This window comes from Streptomyces sp. M2CJ-2, assembly GCF_016757295.1.
Classification (GTDB): Bacteria; Actinomycetota; Actinomycetes; order Streptomycetales; family Streptomycetaceae; genus Streptomyces.
In genome coordinates this window covers 25,408-46,437 of record NZ_JAESIF010000029.1, presented here as the reverse complement: position 1 = coordinate 46,437, position 21,030 = coordinate 25,408, and the positions used below count along the sequence as shown (strand labels likewise).

Annotated in this window: 14 protein-coding genes and 2 pseudogenes; 5 read left to right on the top strand and 11 right to left on the bottom strand. The window is 72.0% G+C overall.

Going from position 1 to position 21,030, the window contains the following annotated elements; genetic code table 11:
- Nucleotides 1-39: 39 nt before the first annotated feature.
- Nucleotides 40-1,239 carry a macrolide-inactivating glycosyltransferase gene (gene mgt, locus JL475_RS21740; protein ID WP_202279487.1) on the bottom strand — a complete coding sequence of 400 codons (1,200 nt, stop codon included), beginning with the start codon at nucleotides 1,237-1,239 and terminating at the stop codon, nucleotides 40-42.
- A gap of 218 nt (nucleotides 1,240-1,457) precedes the next feature.
- Here mgt and JL475_RS21735 point away from each other — a divergent pair, with 218 nt between their 5' ends.
- Nucleotides 1,458-2,324 (top strand): aminoglycoside phosphotransferase family protein, encoded by an 867-nt coding sequence (locus JL475_RS21735; RefSeq protein WP_202279486.1) that lies wholly within the window; start codon nucleotides 1,458-1,460, stop codon nucleotides 2,322-2,324.
- A gap of 52 nt (nucleotides 2,325-2,376) precedes the next feature.
- Here the strand turns inward: JL475_RS21735 and JL475_RS21730 are convergent.
- Nucleotides 2,377-2,565: pseudogene (locus JL475_RS21730) on the bottom strand (3'-5' exonuclease); the annotation flags it as partial.
- 619 nt (nucleotides 2,566-3,184) lie between these two features.
- Between JL475_RS21730 and JL475_RS21725 the strand changes: the two are divergent.
- Both JL475_RS21725 and JL475_RS21720 read left to right on the top strand, forming a co-directional pair.
- Nucleotides 3,185-4,621 (top strand): NAD(P)/FAD-dependent oxidoreductase, encoded by a 1,437-nt coding sequence (locus JL475_RS21725; RefSeq protein WP_307825126.1) that lies wholly within the window; start codon nucleotides 3,185-3,187, stop codon nucleotides 4,619-4,621.
- A gap of 276 nt (nucleotides 4,622-4,897) precedes the next feature.
- Nucleotides 4,898-5,155, top strand: coding sequence for a S1 RNA-binding domain-containing protein (locus tag JL475_RS21720; protein WP_202279484.1), 258 nt, complete (start codon nucleotides 4,898-4,900; stop codon nucleotides 5,153-5,155).
- Nucleotides 5,156-5,168: 13 nt separating this feature from the next.
- Here the strand turns inward: JL475_RS21720 and JL475_RS21715 are convergent, their stop codons facing one another.
- From JL475_RS21715 to treZ, 4 genes and pseudogenes are all read right to left on the bottom strand, one after another.
- A complete protein-coding gene (locus JL475_RS21715; RefSeq protein ID WP_202279483.1) occupies nucleotides 5,169-5,879 on the bottom strand; it encodes a 3'-5' exonuclease in 711 nt (236 codons plus the stop codon).
- Nucleotides 5,880-5,965: 86 nt separating this feature from the next.
- Nucleotides 5,966-6,271, bottom strand: a pseudogene (locus tag JL475_RS21710) (exonuclease domain-containing protein); the annotation flags it as partial.
- A gap of 130 nt (nucleotides 6,272-6,401) precedes the next feature.
- Nucleotides 6,402-7,640: an SAV2148 family HEPN domain-containing protein gene (locus JL475_RS21705; protein ID WP_202279482.1), complete on the bottom strand. Its 1,239-nt coding sequence runs from the start codon at nucleotides 7,638-7,640 to the stop codon at nucleotides 6,402-6,404.
- A gap of 444 nt (nucleotides 7,641-8,084) precedes the next feature.
- Nucleotides 8,085-9,830 (bottom strand): malto-oligosyltrehalose trehalohydrolase, encoded by a 1,746-nt coding sequence (treZ, locus tag JL475_RS21700; RefSeq protein ID WP_202279481.1) that lies wholly within the window; start codon nucleotides 9,828-9,830, stop codon nucleotides 8,085-8,087.
- Between the two features lie 191 nt (nucleotides 9,831-10,021).
- Here treZ and JL475_RS21695 point away from each other — a divergent pair, with 191 nt between their 5' ends.
- On the top strand, nucleotides 10,022-10,573 hold the full coding sequence (locus JL475_RS21695; RefSeq protein WP_202279480.1) for a DUF1707 and FHA domain-containing protein: 552 nt from the start codon (nucleotides 10,022-10,024) through the stop codon (nucleotides 10,571-10,573).
- A 100-nt stretch (nucleotides 10,574-10,673) separates the two neighbouring features.
- Entirely contained in the window at nucleotides 10,674-11,117 is a 444-nt protein-coding gene (locus JL475_RS21690; RefSeq protein ID WP_202279479.1) for an SSI family serine proteinase inhibitor, read from the top strand.
- 90 nt (nucleotides 11,118-11,207) lie between these two features.
- Here JL475_RS21690 and JL475_RS21685 read toward each other — a convergent pair whose 3' ends face one another.
- The 5 genes from JL475_RS21685 to cyc2 all read right to left on the bottom strand — a co-directional run bounded on the left by JL475_RS21685 (nucleotide 11,208) and on the right by cyc2 (nucleotide 20,939).
- Nucleotides 11,208-12,461 carry a M14 family zinc carboxypeptidase gene (locus tag JL475_RS21685; protein ID WP_202279478.1) on the bottom strand — a complete coding sequence of 418 codons (1,254 nt, stop codon included), beginning with the start codon at nucleotides 12,459-12,461 and terminating at the stop codon, nucleotides 11,208-11,210.
- Between the two features lie 86 nt (nucleotides 12,462-12,547).
- Nucleotides 12,548-14,944: a malto-oligosyltrehalose synthase gene (gene treY / locus JL475_RS21680; RefSeq protein WP_202279477.1), complete on the bottom strand. Its 2,397-nt coding sequence runs from the start codon at nucleotides 14,942-14,944 to the stop codon at nucleotides 12,548-12,550.
- A 92-nt stretch (nucleotides 14,945-15,036) separates the two neighbouring features.
- Nucleotides 15,037-17,163, bottom strand: coding sequence for a glycogen debranching protein GlgX (glgX, locus tag JL475_RS21675; protein ID WP_202279476.1), 2,127 nt, complete (start codon nucleotides 17,161-17,163; stop codon nucleotides 15,037-15,039).
- 159 nt (nucleotides 17,164-17,322) lie between these two features.
- Entirely contained in the window at nucleotides 17,323-18,279 is a 957-nt protein-coding gene (locus JL475_RS21670; RefSeq protein ID WP_202279475.1) for an aminoglycoside phosphotransferase family protein, read from the bottom strand.
- Nucleotides 18,280-18,710: 431 nt separating this feature from the next.
- A complete protein-coding gene (cyc2, locus tag JL475_RS21665; protein ID WP_202279474.1) occupies nucleotides 18,711-20,939 on the bottom strand; it encodes a germacradienol/geosmin synthase Cyc2 in 2,229 nt (742 codons plus the stop codon).
- Between the last annotated feature and the right edge of the window lie 91 nt (nucleotides 20,940-21,030).

Sequence of the window (21,030 nt, the reverse complement as noted above, 5' to 3'; positions counted from 1 at the left end):
GGGGGCCCGGCACAGTCGCCGGGCCCCCGCTCCTCGCGGCTACCTCCGTTCGGGCAGCTCCGCCTCGATGAGGTCGGCCGCCCTGTGGGTGCCGCCTTCCTGGGCCATCTCCGCCTGGATCTGCTTCAGTCGGCGGGCGACCTCCGGGTCGCCGACGAGGTCGCGGGCCGCCGCGCGCAGAGCCTCCGCGGTCGCCTCCCCGGCCGGAACGTGCCGGGCGACGCCGAGTGCCTGGAGCATGTCCGCGTTGCCGAACTGGTCCACGGCCTGGGGTACGGCGATCATCGGTGTGGCCGTGGCCAGTCCTTCCTGGCTGCCGCCGGCACCCGCGTGGGTGATGAACAGGTCGGCCTGTCTCAGGACCGCGAGCTGCGGCACCCAGGACCGCACCTCGACGTCGGCCGGCACGTCGCCCAGTTCGGCGGGGTCGACGTGCTTGCCGATCTGGAGCACCAGATGCCGGCCGGGCAGGTCGCCGAAGGCCTTGAGGCACTCCCGGTAGAAGTCCGGCTGCTTGGTGAACGAGGATCCGAGCGACACCAGGACGACCTGCTCCGCGCCGGAGGGCCGCTGCCACCGCCCCTCGGCGCTCCGGTCGCCCTGGCAGGCGCCGACGAAGGTGTGCACGCTCTCGTCGACCCGGTCGGCGTTGGGCTGCAGCGCCTTCGGGATCAGGACGAGGGAGCGGGCTGGGCGGCCCACGAACGGGTCGGGGTGCTCGGTGATCCCGTTCTCCTCCAGCCAGGCGCGGAAGCGGGCGTAGTAGGCCTGGCCGCGCTCGGTCCTCAGCGGCCCCTCCCACATCGGCTCGCCGACCTCCTTCTCGTATCCCTCCCAGGCGACGAGGTTCGGTGAGAGGGAGACCACGGGCACGCCCCAGCGGTGGCCGAGCACGCGCGCCGGGTAGGAGGTGATGTCGTGCAGCACCAGGTCGGGGGTGTCCCCCTCGTAGGCCTCGATCAGCTGCGGAAGTGCCTGGATCGCGTCGTCGAGGAACGGCTCCACGTTGTCCAGCAGGGTGCTCCCCCATGCCTCCGGGTCGTCGTCGGGCGAGGGCAGCGTGGAGTTCCAGAGCTTCACCTCGGCTCCGGTCTCGGCGACCTTGTCCGCGAAGACCGGCGGGATCGCGTACGTCACCCGGTGGCCACGCGCCACGAGTTCGCGGACCACTTCGAGGCTCGGGTTCACGTGGCCGTGGGCGGCGATGGAGAACATGGCGATGTGAGCGGGACTGGTCATGCCCCGACCCTAGGCGAGACGATACGTCTCGTGCAACCACATTGAGAGTGCCGACGCCGTACCTGCGGGAGCCGTCGCCTTCCCCCTGGCCGGCCTGCCGCGCCGGGTACCGGGACACGCCGCACTCGGCCGACCTGTGCGAATGCGAGACTTACCGACGGTGCGGACACGGTCGGACGACCGGATGCGGGCACGGAGACAGGCACGGAGGCGGACGGATGGACGAGGCACGGGCGCGGGACGTCCTGGCGGCGGGCGTACTGCCGGGGCGCGCGGCCGCCCGGGACGCGCGGCTGCTCGCCCTGGGCGAGAACGCGGTGTTCGCCGCCGGTGACCTGGTCGTCAAGGTCGGCCGTGACGGCGGCCTGCTGGAGCGGGCCCGCCGGGAGCTGGCCGTCGCTCTGTGGCTCGCCGAGGCCGGCGTACCCGCGGTGCGGGCGGCGGAGCCCCGGGCGCTGCTGGCCGAGGGGTACCCGGTGACGGTGTGGCACCGGCTGCCCGCGCCGGTACGGCCCGCCGAGCCCCGGGACCTGGCCGCACTGCTGCGGGTGGTGCACGCCCTGCCCACTCCCTCCTTCGGGCTGCCGCCCCGCGAGCTGCTGGGCGGTGTGGAACGCTGGCTGCGGCTCGCGGGCGAGGCGATCGACCCCGAGGACGCCGCATATCTGCGCGAGCGGCGCGACGGTTTCGCGGCGGCCGCCGCGGCACTGACGCCCCATCTGCCGCCGGGACCCGTCCACGGGGACGCGCTGCCCCGGAACGTGCACGTCGGGCCGGACGGGCCGGTCCTGGTCGACCTGGAGACCTTCTCGGCCGATCTGCGCGAGCACGATCTGGTGGTCATGGCCCTGTCCCACGACCGCTACGGGCTGTCGGACGAGGCGTACGCGTCCTTCACCGAGACGTACGGCTGGGACGTGCGTGCCTGGGAGGGCTGCGCGGTGCTGCGCGGCGCACGGGAGACGGCCAGTTGCGCCTGGGTCTCCCAGCACGCGCCGAGCAACCCGAAGGCCCTGGCCGAGTTCGAGCGCCGCGTGGCGTCCCTCCGGAACGGCGACCCGACCGTCCGCTGGTACCCGTTCTGACCCCGAACGCCCCGACCACGCACGCCCCGCCGAGGCTTCCCGTGGTACCGGGTCAGACCCGCTCGCCGGCCGGCTCGCACAGCGGCCAGGTCCCCTCGACGGTCGCGGTGGCGTCGCCCTTGCGGCGCAGGAAGCTCTGGAAGTCCGCCGCCCCTTCGGCGTGCCACTCGATCCGGCGGAGGTGCAGCTCCACCGGGCCGAGGGCCGCGACCTTCGGGTGACGGCCGGCTATCGCGCCGGCTCCACTCCGCCCCGCCGCGGCCGAGACTCCACGACCACTTCGCCGTCGTGCACCGCCGCCACACCACCCTCAGCCGGGCCACCCGCACCCTCATCGACCTCGCACCGCCCGCCTCCGGCAGGCGACGGCCCGAGGCAGGCAGGCCGAGCCCCGAGGCACCCCTGCCACACCTTCACTCGGACAAGACGGAGAACCAGATTACGGATCCGCTTCCTTCCGCATCTCGGAGGAATGAGATTGCGCAGACCGGGAAGGCGCTACGGTCGGGCACATTTCCGCCAGGTCGCCATCCACCCTTTCCGCCGCGTTGCCGATGTGAAGTTCAAAGGGTGAAGACATGCAGGGCGACGACCTTCGCGGCCAGCCCGGCAGATGACCCCCGTCGCACCCGACGAGGTGGCAAAGCTGCAGTTCGTCCACCAAGAGCGGGGCTTGATGTCGACCTGTAGCCGCACGGCCGGACCGACTGTCGCGGCCCGCACCTCCGACGGGTTGACATCGTTGATTGCGACAGCAAATTAGCGCAATTGAGCCAATCCTGCTACGGTCGAAAGAAAGCTGCCTCTCTGGACCGGTCGATACGTGCGGATTTTGGCGACCGGATGGCTCCCTCCTGCCCGTGAGGGTGGGCGCAGGGCCGCACGGCGAAAATAAAAGGACATACGTGACGAACAGAAAAAGAGTAGCGATTATCGGTGCCGGCCCCTCGGGCATGGCTCAGCTGCGGGCCTTTGAGACCGCAGCGCGCGCGGGGGCGGACATCCCCGAGATTGTCTGTTTTGAGAAACAGGCTGACTGGGGTGGCCAGTGGAACTTCACCTGGCGCACCGGACTCGACGAGTACGGCGAGCCCGTGCACTCGAGCATGTACCGCAATCTGTGGTCGAATGCGCCGAAGGAAGCGCTGGAGTTCGCTGATTACACCTTCGACGAGCACTTCGGTCGCGCCGTCTCCTCATACCCGCCGCGCCCGGTTCTGTGGGACTACATCGCCGCCCGGCTGAAGAAGACGAACGTGCGCGATTTCATCCGTTTCCAGACCGTCGTGCGCTGGACGGAATACGACGCCGAGCGTGAGGTCTTCACGCTCACGGTCGAGAATCTCACCACCGGAGAAACGACGACCGAGGAGTTCGACCATGTGGTCGTCGCCAGCGGCCACTTCGCTTTCCCCAACGTGCCGCACTTCCCTGGCATCGAGACCTTCCCCGGGTACATCGCCCACGCGCACGACTTCCGCGGCGCGGAAGCCTTCAAGGGGCAGGACGTCCTCGTCGTCGGCTCCAGCTACTCGGCCGAGGACATCGGCAGCCAGGCGTTCAAGATGGGCGCACGCTCGGTGACGGCGAGCTATCGTTCCGCGCCGATGGGCTACGACTGGCCCGAGGGCTTCGAGGAACGCCCCGTCATCAAGCGCATCGAGGGCAACACGGTCCACTTCACCGACGACACCTCGAAGCACATCGACGCCGTCATCCTGTGCACCGGCTACCTGCACAAGTACCCGTTCCTGCCCGACGAGCTCGCGCTGATCTCCCCGAACAACGTGTACCCGGACGGCCTTTACCGCGGTGTCGTGTGGCAGGACAACCCGCGTCTGGCCTACCTCGGCGCGCAGGACCAGTGGTTCACCTTCAACATGTTCGACGCGCAGGCCTGGTACGTACGCGACCTCATCCTGGGCCGCGCCGAGCTGCCGTCGGAGACCGAACGCTCCGCCTCCATCGCCGAGTGGCGGGAACGTTTCGAGAAGCTTTCCTCGGACGCCGAAGAGGTCCGCTTCCAGGCCGACTACGTGCGTGATCTGCTGCGGCAGACGGACTACCCCGAGTTCGACCTCGACCGGGTCGTCGAGATCTTCCTCGCGTGGAAGCGCGACAAGAAGGCCGACATCATGGGCTACCGCGACCGTGCCTACCGCTCGGTCATGACGGGAACCCTGGCCGCCGAGCACCACACACCGTGGCTCGAAGAACTCGACGACTCGATCGAGCGCTACCTCGCCGAAGACACCGCCAAGACCCCGCAGAACGCTGAGCGCAGCCTGGCGGCGTGACTCCCCGAGGTCGGGGGCGGACCCCACTACGGGTCAGGGGCCCAGCAGCTCTCGCTGCGGGCCCCTGACCCGTATCCATGGGGTGGGCACAACTGGGGGATGTCGGTTGCCGGTTGCCGGGGCCAGGGGGAGTGCGCCGTGGACCATGGGAGCGTGCCGTGGGCCGTGCCGGATGGCTTGTGTGTAGCGTCTCTCCGAGGCAGCCGACCAAAGAGATCGCGTCACACGCATCGTTCGCCGCTGATCCGTTGAGCCCGACGCGGCACGGAATCCCGCTTGCAGAAGGTCGGCCAAGTCGTGGCCGGTGTCGTGACCAAGCTTGTGCCGTTCGGCGCCTTCGTCCGCGTAGAGGACCGAGAGGACGGCCTCGAAGGACTCGTCCACAACACCGACCTGTCCGAGAAGCCCATCACCGGGCCCGAGGACGTCACTCGGGTCGGCGCCCCTCTCATCGTGAAGATTCTCGACGTCGACCCCACCCGGCGGCGCATCACTCTCTCCCCTCTGCAGGCTCTCGCACACGGAGAGGCTTGACCCACCCGGGTCATCAGCTGCGCGGGATGACCGGCCAAGCAGACTCGACGACTGCCCTCGGGTTCGTGGTCCGCCTCAGGTACGCCTGCAAGGAGGCCGACTGCTCAGCCGCTGCTCGCACCTGAAGGTTGTGCAGGTCAGCCGAGGACGTCATCCCGATGGAATGGTGCTTCTTCCCCATACGTCGCACCACACGGGCCGCAGCCACCGCGTCCGCCCTCGCGTCATGCGCGGCGTCGAGCGACACGCCGTAGTGCGCGCACAACGCGTGGAGGGCACGCTTGCCCTTCCGGTACTTGTCGATGTGCTTGTCGATCACCAGGGGATCGACAACTGGCGAGGGAACGGCGCCCAGCCGCTCGCTGAGCGACTCCAGCCCGTACCGCCGGCACTCACGGTCCAGCAGTGACAGGTCGTAGCGCGCGTTCATCACGACCAGAGGTGTCCCCGCGTGCAGGACCTCGGCGACAGCCTGTGTGATTTCCTCAATGGCGCGCGGGGCCGGAACCCCCTGCTCGCGGGCGTGCTCCGTCGAAATGCCGTGGATCGCCGCAGCCTCTTCGGGTATCACCACCCCGGGATCGAGCAGCCAGGTCCGTTCCGTCGAGATGGTCCCGTCCGGCTCCAGGCGTACGACCGCCGCGGTGACGATGCGGTCGGTCTCGATGTCCGTGCCCGTGGTCTCCAGGTCGAAGGCCGCCAAAGGCCCAGTGATCCAAGTCATCACGCGGCCCCCACTCCGGCGCAGACCGGAACCTGGCACGCTGCTGCCGGATGAGACGACTGAGACGCGACTGAGGTGCGTGGATAAAACGCGGCATTGCAGGCGACGACCGGGACGCCCGCGTCCCGGTGGGCGGTGAGGACGTCGGCGATCGCGTCGGCCACCTGGCCGGCGGGGCTTCCCTCGGCCGCCGCCCGCTCCCCGCTGATGCCGTGCACGGCCACCGCCTCCGCCGGAATGGGCACCCCGGGGTCGGCCGGCCACTCCCGGCACCCCAGCGGCTCTCCGTCCCTGACCTCGGTCACGGCCCCCGTGACGATCCGCGCCTCGCGCGGGTCGGTGCCGGTCGTCTCCAGGTCGAAGCCGATCAGCAGCTCTCGGTGCCAGCCCATGGGCCGTCCCCCTTCTGTGTGGTGCGTTCCCCCAGTGGTTCCCACCTTCGCACGCACCACTGACAACCCGAAGGTTGCCTTCCGTTCACCGATCGGGAGGGTTCATGACAGGCGACCGCAAGGCAGGCATTCACGACACCGGGCGTGAATCCGTCCACATCTGCTCGAACTCCTCGCGGTACGTGGGGAACAGCCCGCCCTCCTCGGCCTCACCCGGTTTGACCACCTTGCTGCCGTTGCGCAGCACCAGCACCGGTGCCTCCATCCCCCGGGCCCGGCGCAGATGGTTCTGCACCACGCCGACGCCGTCGGCGCCGTCCCCGTCCACGAGGTAGGCCGTGCAGCGGGGCGTCTCGTCGTAGACCTGGATCTCGAAGGCTCCCGGGTCGCGCAGCCGGGACCGCACCCGGCGCATGTGGAGGATGTTCATCTCGACCGCGCGGCCGAGTTCCCCCCGTTTGAGGCCGAGTTCGCGCTCGCGGCGCTTGACCGCGCTGGAGGCGGGGTTGAGGAACAGCAGCCGCACCCGGCAGCCGGATTCGGCGAGCCGCACCAGACGGCGCCCGGAGAAGTTCTGCACCAGCAGGTTGAGGCCTATGCCGATGGCGTCCAGGCGGCGGGCGCCGCCGAAGATGTCCTCGGCCGGGAACTGGCGGAGCAGCCGCACCCGGTCGGGGTGGACGGCGACCACGTCCGCGTACCGGTCGCCGACCAGGTCCTCCACCGCGTCGACGGGCAGCCGGCGCGCGGACGGCACGTCGCCGTCGGCGCCGAGCATCTCCAGCAGCCGTGCCGAGGCCCGCTCGGCCTGGTTCAGCACCGCCTCGGACAGCGCCCGGTTGCGGGAGACGACGTTACGGGTGACCTCCAGCTCGTCCAGGGCCAGTTCGACGTCGCGTCGGTCGTCGAAGTACGGCTCGAAGCACGGCCAGTGCTGGACCATCAGCTCCCGCAGCTGAGGGAGCGTGAGGAAGGACAGCACGTTGTCGTCGGCCGGGTCGAGCAGATAGCCCTTGCGGCGGCTGACCTCGCGCACCGCGACCGCGCGCTGCACCCACTCCTGTCCGGCGGGTCCGGCGGCGGCGACCACCCAGTCGTCGCCGTGCATCGGCTCGTAGATCGGACGCAGCACGGCGGCGACGACCGAACGCAGCCGCTGTTCGACGAGGTTCAGCCAGATGTAGGCGCGGCCGGCCCGCTGGGCACGGGTCCGCACCTCACGCCAGTCGTCGGCGCCCCAGTCCAGGTCCGGTCCGATCGAGCCCGCGTCCATCGGCCGCGCCAACGACACCGCACCGGGCGGGACGTCCGTGGAGTTTCCCTCGTGACCCTCGCCACCAGGGGGCAGCTCCAGCCCTCCCGAACCCACCCGCGCACCGCCTTCCGCTCCCCCGAGCACTCCCAGCCCCAACGATCAAGGAGAGTACTCCGCATGCGGTGCGCGGTGCAGCCCGATGGCAGGGTCGTTTCTCAACTTCCGCCTTCCACACGACTGTTCTGCCATGACCGCTCCCCGAGAGTGGTCGGATTCACCTGTTCCCTGCGAGGAGGCCCCGGCGTTCACGCCGAGGAAGGAAGCCCATCCGGGTGTCGCGGCGCGGAGCGTCGCCGCATCCGGTCCGGGGCGCGGCGCCCCCGTACCGCTGTCGCCGGGGCCGTGCGAACGCGTGTGCCCGTGGCCGCTGGCGGGGGTGGCGGCTGTGGGATCGAGGCGTGTTCGTGCGGCTGTCGTACGTACGGTCCCTCGAAGGGTTCGGGGGGACGGAGTGTCCCGGGCGAGGCCGTGAGGGGGCGAGATGGCGCGGGGGAGGATTCAATCCTGCAGCAGCACCACCACGGACTCGCCGGGCAGGTGCAGCACCCCGTCGGCGCCCGGCACGTCGACCGGCTCCCAGGCGGCGAGCACGCGCGCGTGCGGGACGCCCAGCGCGATCGGGACCGGTTCGCCGCCCAGGTTCACGGCCACCAGCACGTCCCCGCGCCGGAAGGCCAGCCAGCGCCGCTCCTCGTCGTGCACCACCCTGGTGTCGGCGAGGTCGGGGTCGGTGAGGTCCGGCTGGGCGTGCCGCAGGGCGACGAGCTGCCGGTACCAGGCCAGCACGCGTGCGTGGGGCTCGCGCTCCGGCTCCGACCAGTCGAGGCAGGAGCGGTCGCGGGTGGCGGGATCCTGCGGGTCGGGCACGTCCTCCTCGGCCCAGCCGTGCGCCGCGAACTCCCGGCGTCTGCCGTCGCGCACCGCCTCGGCGAGCTCGGCGTCGGTGTGGTCGGTGAAGAACTGCCAGGGTGTGCCGGCCGCCCACTCCTCGCCCATGAACAGCATCGGTGTGAACGGGGCCGTCAGGGTGAGGGCCGCCGCGCAGGCCAGCAGGCCCGGGGAGACCAGCGCGGCCAGCCGGTCCCCCCGGGCCCGGTTGCCGACCTGGTCGTGGGTCTGGCTGTAGCCGAGGAGCCGGTGCCCGGCGACCCGCGTCCGGTCCAGGGGCCGGCCGTGACGCCGGCCGCGGAACGTGGAGTACGTGCCGTCGTGGAAGAAACCGCCGCGGAGCGTCTTGGCGAGAGCCGCGAACGGGGCGCGCGCGAAGTCGGCGTAGTAGCCCTGCGACTCACCGGTCAGCGCGGTGTGCAGGGCGTGGTGGAAGTCGTCGTTCCACTGCGCGTGCAGCCCGTGGCCGCCCGCCGCGCGGGGGGTGATGTCCCGGGGGTCGTTCCGGTCCGACTCGGCGATCAGGAACAGCGGCCGGCCGGTGTCGGCGGCCAGCGCGTCCACGGCCGCCGACAGTTCCTCGAGGAAGTGGTAAGCGCGCGTGTCGGCCAGCGCGTGCACGGCGTCCAGGCGCAGCCCGTCGATCCGGTAGTCGCGCAGCCACGCCAGCGCGCTCTCCACGAGATACGCCCGCACCTCGTCGGAGCCGGGTGCGTCCAGGTTGACGGCGGCGCCCCACGGGGTGTGGTGGGTGTCGGTGAAGTACGGGCCGAACCGCGGGAGGTGATTCCCCGACGGCCCCAGGTGGTTGTGCACCACGTCGAGGACGACGCCCAGTCCCAGGCCGTGCGCGCGGTCGACGAACCGTTTCAGTGCCTCGGGTCCGCCGTACGGCTCGTGCACCGCCCACAGCGAGACCCCCTCGTACCCCCAGCCGTGGCGGCCCGGGAAGGGGCACACCGGCATCAGCTGCACATGGGTGACGCCCAGTCCGGCGAGGTGCTCCAGCCGCTCGGCGGCGGCGTCGAAGGTGCCCTCGCGCGTGTACGTGCCCACATGCAGCTCGTACAGGACGGCGCCGGGCAGCGGGCGCCCGTCCCACGCGGCGCGCCAGGCGTACGCCTCGTGGTCGACGACCGCGCTCGGGCCGTCGGGCCCCTCCGGCTGCCGTCGCGAGCGCGGATCGGGCAGCACGGGCCCGTCGTCCAGGGAGAAGCCGTACCGGGAGCCGTCGCGCGCGTCGGCCTCCCCGCGCCACCACCCTTCCCGTTCCGGATCGCGCGCCAACGCGCGCGTGACGCCGTCGCACTGGAGCGTCACTCTGCCGGCCTGCGGTGCCCACACCTCGAACTGCACGGACGGTTCCCCTTCGTCTGCTCACCGTGATGTAGCCCGTCCATCGTGCTGCATGGAAGACCGATCCGCCGGAGAATGATCCTTTTGCGGCGGGTGTCGCCGCCGGAGGTGCGGGAACCGTGGGGACGGCCGGGACGGCGCTTCTCCGGTCTCCTGGACAGTCCGCCCCGCGCTGGCCGACAATCAGCAGCGTGACGTCGTCCTTCGAGTTCAACACGTACCCCGCGCGGATCTCCGACGTGGAACGGGACAAGGCGCTGAAGGTGCTGCGGGACGGTGCCGCCGTGGGACGGCTGTCCCACGACACGTTCATCCGGCGCATGGAACTCGCCCTGGCCGCCCGGTCTCCCGAGGAACTCGCCCCGCTCACCGCCGACCTGCCCACCGAGGGCCGCTTCTCACGCGTGCTGTTCTCCTCCGTGGAGGCGGTCTCCGGGTTCACGGTGCGGCTGCGCGGAGCGTGGCGGGCCGAGCGGCTGCCGAAGCTGCTGCTGCCCCATCCGGCGACCGGCCACCCGCTGCGCATAGGACGCGATCCCGCCAACGGGCTGCGGCTCAACCACGAGACGGTCTCCCGGGTGCACGCGGAGCTCCACCGGCAGGGCGGCCTGTGGGTGCTGCGGGACCTCGGATCGACCAACGGCACGACGGTGAACGGGCGTCGGGTCGTCGGCGCGGCCGTCGTCCGCGAGGGCGACCAGGTCGGCTTCGGGCGGATGACGTACCGGCTCGCGGCGAACTGAGCGCGGCGCGGCGCGGCGCGACGTGGCGGTCTCCGGTCGCACGTTCCCGTTCGGGTGAGCCGGGCTGGGGTTCCGGCACCGCCGTGCCGATGCATCTGGAATGACGTACACCATGTACACCACGTGCACCTCAGTGAAAGCGGTACGGGGCGCGCTGCTCGCGGTGATCGCCCTCCTCGTCTGCACCGCGCCCGCGCCCGCGCAGGCGGGCCCCCGGGGCGCGGCCGCCCCCGACACCTGGTTGGCCGTCGGCGTCGACCGGGGCGAGACCCGGACCGGCACGAAGTCCGGCGCCGTGCTCAGCTGCGACCCGCCCCAGGGGCATCCGCGCGCCGCCGACGCCTGCGCGGAACTCGCCGCGGCGAACGGGCGGATCTCCGACATCCCGGCACGGGACACCATCTGCACGATGGTCCACGCCCCGGTGACCGCCCACGCGCGCGGGCAGTGGCGGGGGCAGCCGGTCGAGTACACGGAGACCTTCCCGAACGCGTGCGTGATGAGGGCCCGGACCGGCTCCGTGTTCGCCCTGAACGAGGCGTAGGCAAGTAGGCAAGCAGGTAAGTGGGCGGGGAGAGGGGAGCCGGGGCGGTCCGCTCCGGCTCCCCTCTCCTCGCCGGTGCGCGCCGCCCGGTCACGCGCGGGCGTGCAGTGCCGCCGCCACGACCGTGCGGGCCTGGTGCTCCACCTGGTGCTCCACGGGCACCCAGCGGGCCCGGAAGTGCACGGCGAAGGCGTCGCTCCACAACGCGACCAGCCGGTCGAGACGCGCCGCCGCGTGCGCGTCGGTCTCCCGCAGCTCCCGCAGCAGCATCGCCGCCGCCCGCAGCGGCACCCGGCGCGTGAACGCGTCCACGCTGCTCACGTACGCCCTCGTGCCGTCCGCGGGCGGGGTGTGGATCAGGTCGCCGGCCAGTCCCGGTACCAGCTCCAGCCCCCACGTGGCCGCCCGCAGCAGCGGACCGCCGGCGGCCCCGGCGCCCGTCATGGCCCCGGGCCGCGCCTCCTCGAGCACCTGCCGCACCTTCCACGCGTCCCGCTGCAGCCGGTCCGCGAGACGCCGCAGCTCCGCCGCCGGTGCCGGATGCGGGCCCGGATCGTCCACCAGGGCCGCGGCCCACATCGGCACCTCGACGACCGCTGTCAGACCGCCGTACCGGTGAGCGCGGTACCAGGTGCTGTGCCGTGCGTCGTCCGGCAGGCTCGGGTACGCCGGCCCGGCCCCCGGGGCGGGCATCACCCGCACCCCGGGGCCGGACACCGGCCAGCCGGCCGCGTCCGAGGCGCCGGTCTCCACCGGAATGTGCAGCTCCGCGGCCGACTTGGCGAACGGCTCGGCGAGCCCCGGCACGTCCCTCGTCAACTGGACCCAGCTGCCGCCCAGATCGGTCCCGTGCAGCGACACCTGGAGGTAGGGCCGCAGCTCGTCGATGACCCCGGTCAGGGCCCGGGTCTCGGGCGGCAGCCGGCCGGGCGGCAGCACCGACGGCGCCCACTCCGGCTGTTCCGATCCCTGGGGACGGAAGAAACCCAGGTGGTAGTCGTACAGGCTGTGCGACGGCGACGTCCTGTGGAGGCTCGCCCCGTCGGGGTCCGCACACAGCAGGAAGTGCCAGGACGTGCCGTTGCGCAGCTCGCTCTCCACCAGGACCCGCCGGGCCAGCGCGAGCAGGGTGCCCCCGCCGGCCGGTTCGTTGGCATGGGCGCCGGCGACCACCAGCACGGCACGCCGGGCGTGGCCCACGGACAGCAGGTGCAGCGGCCGCCCCGCGCGGGAGGCCCCCACCTGCCGCAGGACGCTCAGACCGGGACGTTGGACCGTCAGCGCACGTGCGGAGGCCAGCAGTTCGGCCACCGTCGGATAGCGCAGCTCCGGCAGGAGACCCACCCCCCGTCGTCCCCAGTCGTCCCCAGTCGTCCCCAGTCATCGACCAAGCGTCGCACTGCGCAGTACCCCACGGCCGCGGAACGGTGTCAAGGGTTCGACGGGGAAGGCCCCGGGGGACGTGCGACGTGCTCCAGCAGCGCCACCGGCGACCGCTCGAACAGCTCCGCCGCGCGCGCGTGCCCCGTGAACTCCCGGCCGGGCTCCAGTACGTCGGCCCACCGGCCGGGGGGCAGCGCCAGCCGGGTCTCCCGCCAGCCGCCCGCCTCCACCAGCCGCAGCGACAGCCGGGTCACGGCGGTCAGCACCGCACCGGAGCGCACGAACGCCACACAGTGCGCGGCTCCGGGCCCCTCGGCGGCCAGCGGCTCGTACGACGCCGTGTCGCCGAACGCCTCGGGCCGCCGCGCCCGCAGCCGCAGCGCGGCCCGCGTCACCGCGTCCTTGCCGACGCCCGTGTCCGGGTCGGACGGCTCGCCGTCCGGGAAGCTCACCGCGCGCCGGTTGTCGGGATCCACCAGGGCCCGGTACTCGAACTCGGTGCCCTGGTAGACGTCGGGTACGCCCGGCATCGTCAGATGGACCAGGGCGGTGCCCAGCACGTTCGCGTGGATGTGCGGCTCGAGCGAGGCCCGCAGCGCCGTCACCCGTTCCCCCGGCGCCCCGCACGGCCCCGCCGTCACGAACCGGGCCACCGCCTCCTCGTACGGCGGCTCCTGCTCCGTCCAGCTCGTGTGGAGCCCCGCTTCGCGCACATGCTTGAGCAGCGCCCCCGCCACCCGCTCCGGGTCCGCCGGGCCCAGCCCGAACACCGTCTGCCAGGCCGCCCAGGCCAGCTGCGCGTCCGGCACGCCCCCGCCGGTGCGGGTCACCTCCGTCAGGACGTCCGCCCAGCGCCGCGGGCACTCGGTGAGCACCTGGAGCGCGGCCCGCACGTCGGCGCTGCGCTTGGTGTCGTGCGTCGAGACCACCGTCCCCGTCGCCGGCCAGTCGCGCTGTACGCGCGCGCAGTACGCGTGGAACCGCTCCGGGGACACCGCCGGGGCGCCGGGGTCCTGGCCCACCTCCGTCGCCGACAGCAGCGGCACATAGCGGTAGAACGCCGTGTCCTCCACCGACTTGGCCCGCAGCGCCGACGCCGTCTGCGCGAACCGCGTACGGAACTCCGTCTGCTCCGGCCCGTCGCCGTACCGCCCGAGCACCAGGTCCCGTACGACGTCCACCGCCCCGGCCTCCTCGGGCACGGCGAACGCGAGCCGTGCCGCGGCCGCCGCCTCCTCGGTGACCACGCCGGCCGGGTCCACGGAGGTGTAGGTCCGGTACACCTCGAGCCGGACCAGCAGCTCCTGGAGCGCGGTGCGCAGCGCCCAGGGCGCGCGGTCGCGCAGCGCGGGCGCGGGCGAGCCGGCGCACAGGCGGTGCGTCACCCGGGTCAGCCGGTCCACCTCGGCGGCCAGCTCGTGCGTGAGCACCTTGTACGCGGCCCGCCGTACCGTCGCCGCCCACTCGCCGCCCCGGTCCGTCTGCGGCGCCGCGAACCGCCGGTACTGGCCGAGCAGCTCCCCGAACCCCGCCGGGTCGGTGAACAGGCCGTCCACGTGCCGCAGGGCGTCGTAGCCGGTGGTGCCGGCGACCGGCCAGGAGGCGGGCAGCGGCTCACCGTCGGACAGGATCTTCTCCACCACCGTCCAGCGGCCCTCGGTCGCCGCGTGCAGCCGCCGCAGATACCCGTCCGGGTCGGCGAGCCCGTCCGGGTGGTCGACGCGCAGCCCGTCGACCACGCCCTCGCGCAGCAACCGGAGGATCTCGGCATGGGTGGCCTCGAACACCTCCGGGTCCTCGACCCGTACCCCGATCAGCTCGGAGATGCTGAAGAACCGCCGGTAGTTGAGTTCCGTACGGGCCAGACGCCACCACACCGGGCGGTACCACTGGGCGTCCAGCAGCTGCGGCAGCGGCAGGTGGGCGGTGCCCTCGCGCAGCGGGAACGCGTGGTCGTGGTAGCGCAGCACGTCGCCGTCGACCTTCAGCCGGTCGGCCTCCGCGCCGAGCGGCCCGCCCAGCACCGGCAGCAGCACCTGGCCGCCCTGGGCCTCCCAGTCGATGTCGAACCACCGCGCGTGGCGCGACGCGGGCCCTTCGCGCAGCACCTCCCACAGGGCGCGGTTGTGGCGCGGGGACATCGCCATGTGGTTCGGGACGATGTCCACGACCAGGCCGAGCCCGTGCTCCCGCGCGGTGCGCGACAGGGATCGCAGCGCCTGTTCGCCGCCCAGCTCCGCACGCACGCGCGCGTGGTCCACCACGTCGTAGCCGTGCGGTGAGCCCGGCACCGCCTCCAGGACGGGGGACAGGTGCAGATGCGACACCCCGAGCGAGGCCAGGTACGGCACCGCGGCCGCCGCGGCCGCGAACGGGAAGTCGGGCCGCAGCTGCAGCCGATAGGTGGCGGTGGGGACCGCGGGGTCGGGTCGCTCAGGGGTCATGCAGACGTACGTACCCGCCCTGCCGCCCTTCCTGTCATCAGTGACCCGGCTGCCGCCGGACCGGCCTGAGCGGGCCGGCCCGGCGGGCCGGCCTAGGCGGGCCGCTGAAGCACCGTCAGGCTGCGGTCGGTCAGCGGCAGCCGGGCGCCGGCCCGCACCTTCGGGCCGGTGCCCGGCGGCACGCAGTCCTCGCGGGCGGTGTCGACCACGACCTGCCACTGCCGGCCGTGGTCGACCGGTACCACGAACTCCAGCGGACAGGGGGAGGCGTTGAACATCAGCAGGAACGAGTCGTCCGTGATGCGTTCGCCGCGCCGGCCGGGTTCCGAGATCGCGTTGCCGTTGAGGAACACCGTCAGCGCCGAGGCCCGCGCCGAGTCCCAGTCCCGCTGGGTCATCTCCGCCCCCTCCGGAGTGAACCAGGCGATGTCGGACAGGTCGTCGTGGGTGCCCTCCACCGGCCGTCCGTGGAAGAAGCGGCGCCTGCGGAAGACCGGATGGTTCTTGCGCAGCCACACCATCGCACGGGTGAAGGCCAGCAACTGGTCCTGCTGATCCCGCTGGTCCGGCTCCGCGGGCCAGTCGATCCAGGCCAGCTCGTTGTCCTGGCAGTAGGCGTTGTTGTTGCCGTGCTGGGTGCGGGCGACCTCGTCGCCGTGACTGATCATCGGCACGCCCTGGGAGAGCATCAGCGTCGCGATGAAGTTCCGCATCTGCCGGGCCCGCAGCCGCAGCACCTCCGGGTCGTCGGTCCCGCCCTCGGCGCCGCAGTTCCAGGACCGGTTGTGGCTCTCGCCGTCCCGGTTGTCCTCGCCGTTGGCCGCGTTGTGCTTGTCGTCGTACGAGACGAGGTCGTGCAGGGTGAAGCCGTCGTGGCAGGTCACGAAGTTGATCGAGGCCAGCGGGCGCCGCCCGTCGTCCTGGTACAGGTCGGAGGAGCCGGTCAGCCGGGAGGCGAACTCCGCGAGCGTGCGCGGCTCGCCACGCCACAGGTCCCGCACGGTGTCCCGGTACTTGCCGTTCCACTCGGTCCACAGCGGCGGGAAGTTGCCCACCTGGTAGCCGCCCTCGCCCACGTCCCACGGCTCGGCGATCAGCTTCACCTGGGAGACCACCGGGTCCTGCTGCACCAGGTCGAAGAACGACGAGAGCCGGTCCACCTCGTGGAACTGCCGCGCCAGGGTCGCCGCGAGGTCGAAGCGGAACCCGTCGACGTGCATCTCGGTGACCCAGTACCGCAGCGAGTCCATGATCATCTGCAGTACGTGCGGGGACCGCATGAGCAGGGAGTTCCCCGTCCCCGTCGTGTCGGTGTAGTGACGCCTGTCGTGTCCCAGCCGGTAGTAGCTCGGATTGTCGATGCCCTTGAAGGACAGCGTCGGGCCCAGGTGGTTGCCCTCGGCGGTGTGGTTGTAGACGACGTCGAGGATGACCTCGATACCGGCCTCGTGCAGCGCCTTCACCGCCGACTTGAACTCCAGCACCTGCTGACCGCGGTCGCCCCAGGACGCGTAGGCGTTGTGCGGGGCGAAGAAACCGATGGTGTTGTAGCCCCAGTAGTTGTTCAGGCCCATGTCCACCAGCCGGTGGTCGTTCACGAACTGGTGAACCGGCATCAGTTCCAGTGCCGTCACACCGAGTTCGGTCAGGTGCTCGATCAGCGCCGGGTGCGCGAGGCCCGCGTAGGTGCCGCGCAGCTCCTCCGGCAGCCCCGGATGGCGCATGGTGAGACCTTTCACGTGCGCCTCGTAGATCACCGTGTGGTGGTACTCCGTCCGGGGCAGCCGGTCGTCGCCCCAGTCGAAGTACGGGTTGACCACGACCGACGTCATCGTGTGCGGCGCCGAGTCCAGGTCGTTGCGCCGTTCGGGCGCGTCGAAGTGGTAGCCGTACACCTCCTCGCCCCAGCGGACCGCCCCGCTGATCGCACGCGCGTACGGATCGAGCAGCAGCTTCGCCGAGTTGCAGCGCAGCCCCCGTTCGGGGGCGTACGGCCCGTGCACACGGAAGCCGTAGCGCTGTCCGGGCATGACGCCGGGCAGGTACGCGTGCCGCACGAACGCGTCGCTCTCGCGCAGTTCGACCGCCGTCTCGGAGCCGTCGTCGTGCAGCAGACACAGCTCTACTCGGTCCGCGGCCTCCGTGAAGACCGCGAAATTCGTTCCGGCGCCGTCGTACGTGGCACCGAGGGGATACGCCTCGCCAGGCCAGACCTGCATGGACACGACTCTTTCAGGTGGACGGCCCCGGTGGGGGCGCCTTGCCCCGAGTGTTTGCCGTGTCGTCCCACTCGGTACCGGTTCCCCGAGCCGGGCCTTCCTATCGGTGAGCGCCGGGGCGTCGGGCCCCGGCGGCCGGGCGTGCCCCCGGGCATGTCTTCAGGGCATGTCGTCGGTGCCGCGGAGGTCCGTCACCCGCTCCAGGAGGATCGCCTCCCAGGCCCGGCGCAGCCGGACCCGCAGCAGCGGCAGCGGGTCGGTGCCCCTGCCGCCGAGCGTCTCGGCGAGGCGCAGGACGCTGTCGCAACGGGCCAGCCAGAGCCCGCGCAGACAGGGGCGGGCGCCGTAGCCGGCGAGGGTGGCGGCGCGTACGGCGGCCGGGGAGCCCACGGCGCACGCCAGACCGGCGATGTCCTCGGCGGGGTCGCCGATCACCGCTTCCGCCCAGCCGAGGACACCGCGTACCCGGCCTTCGGCACTGACCACGAGATGCGCGCCGGTGAGGGCGTGGTGGACGAGGACCGCCGAGGCGGGCTGGGCGACGAGCTGGACGGCGGCGGACGGGGTGAGCTGCCGCAGCCGACCGGAGGCGAACTCGTCGGCCTCGGCGAGCCGTTCGGCGGCCTGTCCGGCGGCCCGGCGCAGGGACTCCAGGGAGCGAGGGGGGACCCGCGGCACGCCCAGCGTCTCCGCCTGCCGCACCGGCACCTCGCGCAGCCCGGTGAGCAGCGCGGCCAGGTCGGCCTCGCCCCCGGCGGACACCCGGTGCTCCTCCGCCGACCCGCCGGGCAGCCTGGTGTCCAGGGTGCAGACCAGGCCGGGCGCCCACTCGCCGTGCGCCGCGCTCGACGGCACCGCGACCGGGACGTGCGGCCGGACGAGTTCGCGCAGCCGCAGCTCGCGGCGCCTGCGTGCGCTCGCCGCCCGGTCGGGGGCCAGCCGCAGCACATGGCGGGTGCCGACCCACCAGGTGGCGGGTTCGGCGCCCTCGCCGACGGGCCGCACGTCCACTCCGTCCGGTCCGGCGGCGGGGTCCGCGCCTCCCCCCTCGTGCTCCAGGAGGGTACGGACCAGTCGGCGGACGGTGTCCGGGGTGGGTGTCGGTGCCTGGGTCATGGTCGCGCCTGGTGTCGTTCGATGGACGTTGCGGGACGTCTGGGGCCACTCAGTCCACTATGACCGCTTTCCGTACGCCCTCCATACGGGCGACGGAGCCCTCGGCGGTGAAGGGGGCGAGCGTACCGGCGGTCATCCGGGCCTCCCGGGACACATCTGCGGGATACGTACGGTTACGTTCCGCTACGTGTGGACATGGGCAGCATCCTGCCCGGCGGAAGAGGGCCGCGCGAGCCGGTCCGCCGCGTTCAGCCGGGCGTGTCGCCTTCTCTCCCCCGGACCGGGCCCGCCGAGTACGCCGAACCCGGCGACGACGGGCGCGGACGGCGCGGACGGCGCGGACGGCGCAGAAGAGGTCGAGGGGTCGAGGGGGTGAGGGGTGGAGAGGGCGGGGAATCCCGCCCGGCGTTGCGGCTTGGGACCGGCTTCCCTCAGAGGAGGGAAAGCACGGGCAGCGGGGGTGTGCGGTCCGGCAGGAAGCCGTGGACCCGGCCCGAGAGCCACTCGTCCTTGTAGCGGTCCACGCTCCGGTGCCAGTTCAGGATGCCCGCCAGCCAGTTCCGCAGGTCCAGCACATAGTCCCGCATGATCGCCCGGGCCTCCGCAGGGAGTTCGAAGTCCTCGTACAGCACGGGCAGTTCGTGCTCCACGACATGCTCGAACTGGTCCAGGCGACGGCTCATCAGATCGTGGACGATGCCGAGGGCCCTTGGGTAGTCGCAGCCGAAGAAGGTCTGCACGACGAGAATCGCGTTGTGGATCTCGCCCTCGTACTCGATCTCCTTCTGGTACGAGAAGACGTCGTTCAGCAGGCAGGCGTAGTCGATGGCCGCGTTCTCCAGGGAGCGGACCGGGCCGCTGCGGTAGACCTCGGGCGGGACGGCGGGACCGTGGCCCATCCGGCACAGACCGAGCGTGAGGTCGGAACCGAAGGTCTGCCGGCGCATCTCCAGGTAGTCGACCGGGTCGGGCACGCGGTGCAGCATCTGGTTGGCCAGTTCCCACAACCAGCTCTCGGTCATGTCGTTCACGGCCTTCTTCAGGACGGCCCGCTCCTCGGGCGTCATGGCCGCCGTGGTGCGTGCCCACAGGTCGGTCAGGGCCCGCTCCATGGCGTTGGCCGCCGGGGGCACCGGCTCGCCGTCGACGGGCATGCAGTCCGACAGGCGTGCCGTGGTCAGCCGCGCGGTGGCCAGGTCGCGGCGGTGTCCGTAGACCAGCGGGTAGTAGTCGTCGCCGTACGTGCCCCAGGCGAGCCACTGGGCGCTGAGGTCGAGCGCCTCGGGAGTGGCGTCCGGGTCGAGTCCGGCCGAGCACAGCGCGAGGTCGTAGGCGGCGAGCTTGTCCTCGTCCCACACGCCTTCGGCGAGGATGCCCGTCCGCCGGCACCAGTCGGCGAGGGTGCTCCGGGAGGTGTTGAGGTGCGGGCTGAGCTCCAGCGGGAACGGCATCCGGATGTCGGGGATCAGGGACGGGCCCACCTTCTGGTACGGCACATGGGTGTGGGCCCGCAGCCTCCCCCACTGCCCGGACGGCGTGGGAGGTGCTCCCACCGCACCCGCGGCGAGCAGCCCCCGCACGTCGGCGGCCGAGGTACCGGGCCCGGTCGGGCCCGCCCACGGGCCGGTCCGCCGCGCGCCCTCGTTCATGTACCGGCTGGAGCGCAGGTGCCATTCGTGACCGCCGGACTGCCAGTCCTGCAGCCCCTTCGCGTACGCCGCCACGGCCGCGACCTCGTGCGGGGCGAGGCCCTGCTCCAGGGCGACCGCGGGCACTTCGGTGAACGCGGTGTGCTCGAACTGGTGCAGCCGCGAGGTGAGGATGTCGTTGACGGTGTCGGCGGCCTCCTGCGTGGTGCAGCCGAAGAAGGTCTCCAGGACGAGCACGCCGTTGCTGTTCTCGCCCTCGTCCTCGACCTCGCGCTGGTAGGAGAACAGGTCGTTGCGCAGGTGCACGGCGTCGGAGAACGTCTCCATCAGCACCCGCAGCGGCCTGGACCCGGCGACGGCGGCGGGCACTTCGGCCGTCGCGTACTCGACGAGCCCCGCCGACCAGGGGGCGCCGCCCACCTTGCGGCGCATCTCGATGTACTCGACGGGGTTGGCGATCCGCCCCTCGTTGATGTTGGACAGCTCCCACAGCGACTCGTTGAGGAGGTGCTCCGTGGCGAGGGCGAACCGGGCGCGCCAGTCCTGGGACATCGCGGGTACCGTGCGCGCCCACAGGTCGGCGAGGCCCGCCTCGACCGGGTTCCGCGGCTCGGGGACCGGGGTCGCGGGGTCCAGCGGCATGAACAGCGGCAGCCGGTCCAGGTGGGCCTTGCCGCCCTCACGGTCCTGGCTGCGTTTGAACAGTTCCAGGAAGTGGTCGTCGAAGAAGAAGACCCACACGTACCAGTCGGTGATGAGGGAGAGGGCGGGCCCGTCGCAGTCGGGATGGGTGTAGGCGCAGAGCAGGCCGTAGTCGTGCGCGTCGAGGTCGGCCTGGTTCCATACTCCGGAGCCCTCCAGCATGCCCATCTCGCGTGCCCACACCGACGAGTGGGCGCGGGCCTGATCGAGATGCGGGTTCAGCCGCGCGGGGTGCGGCAGGTAGAAGTGCGGAAGTTCGAACGGCTGACTCGCCGAGGACGCTGAGGACGCCGAGGACACTGAAGACATGGCCGGGCACTACCCGTGGGCCCGTGGCGGCATCCACCGGCCCGTCCATGATCACACCATCGCGTGAAACCCCGCCTGTGCGCCGAAAACG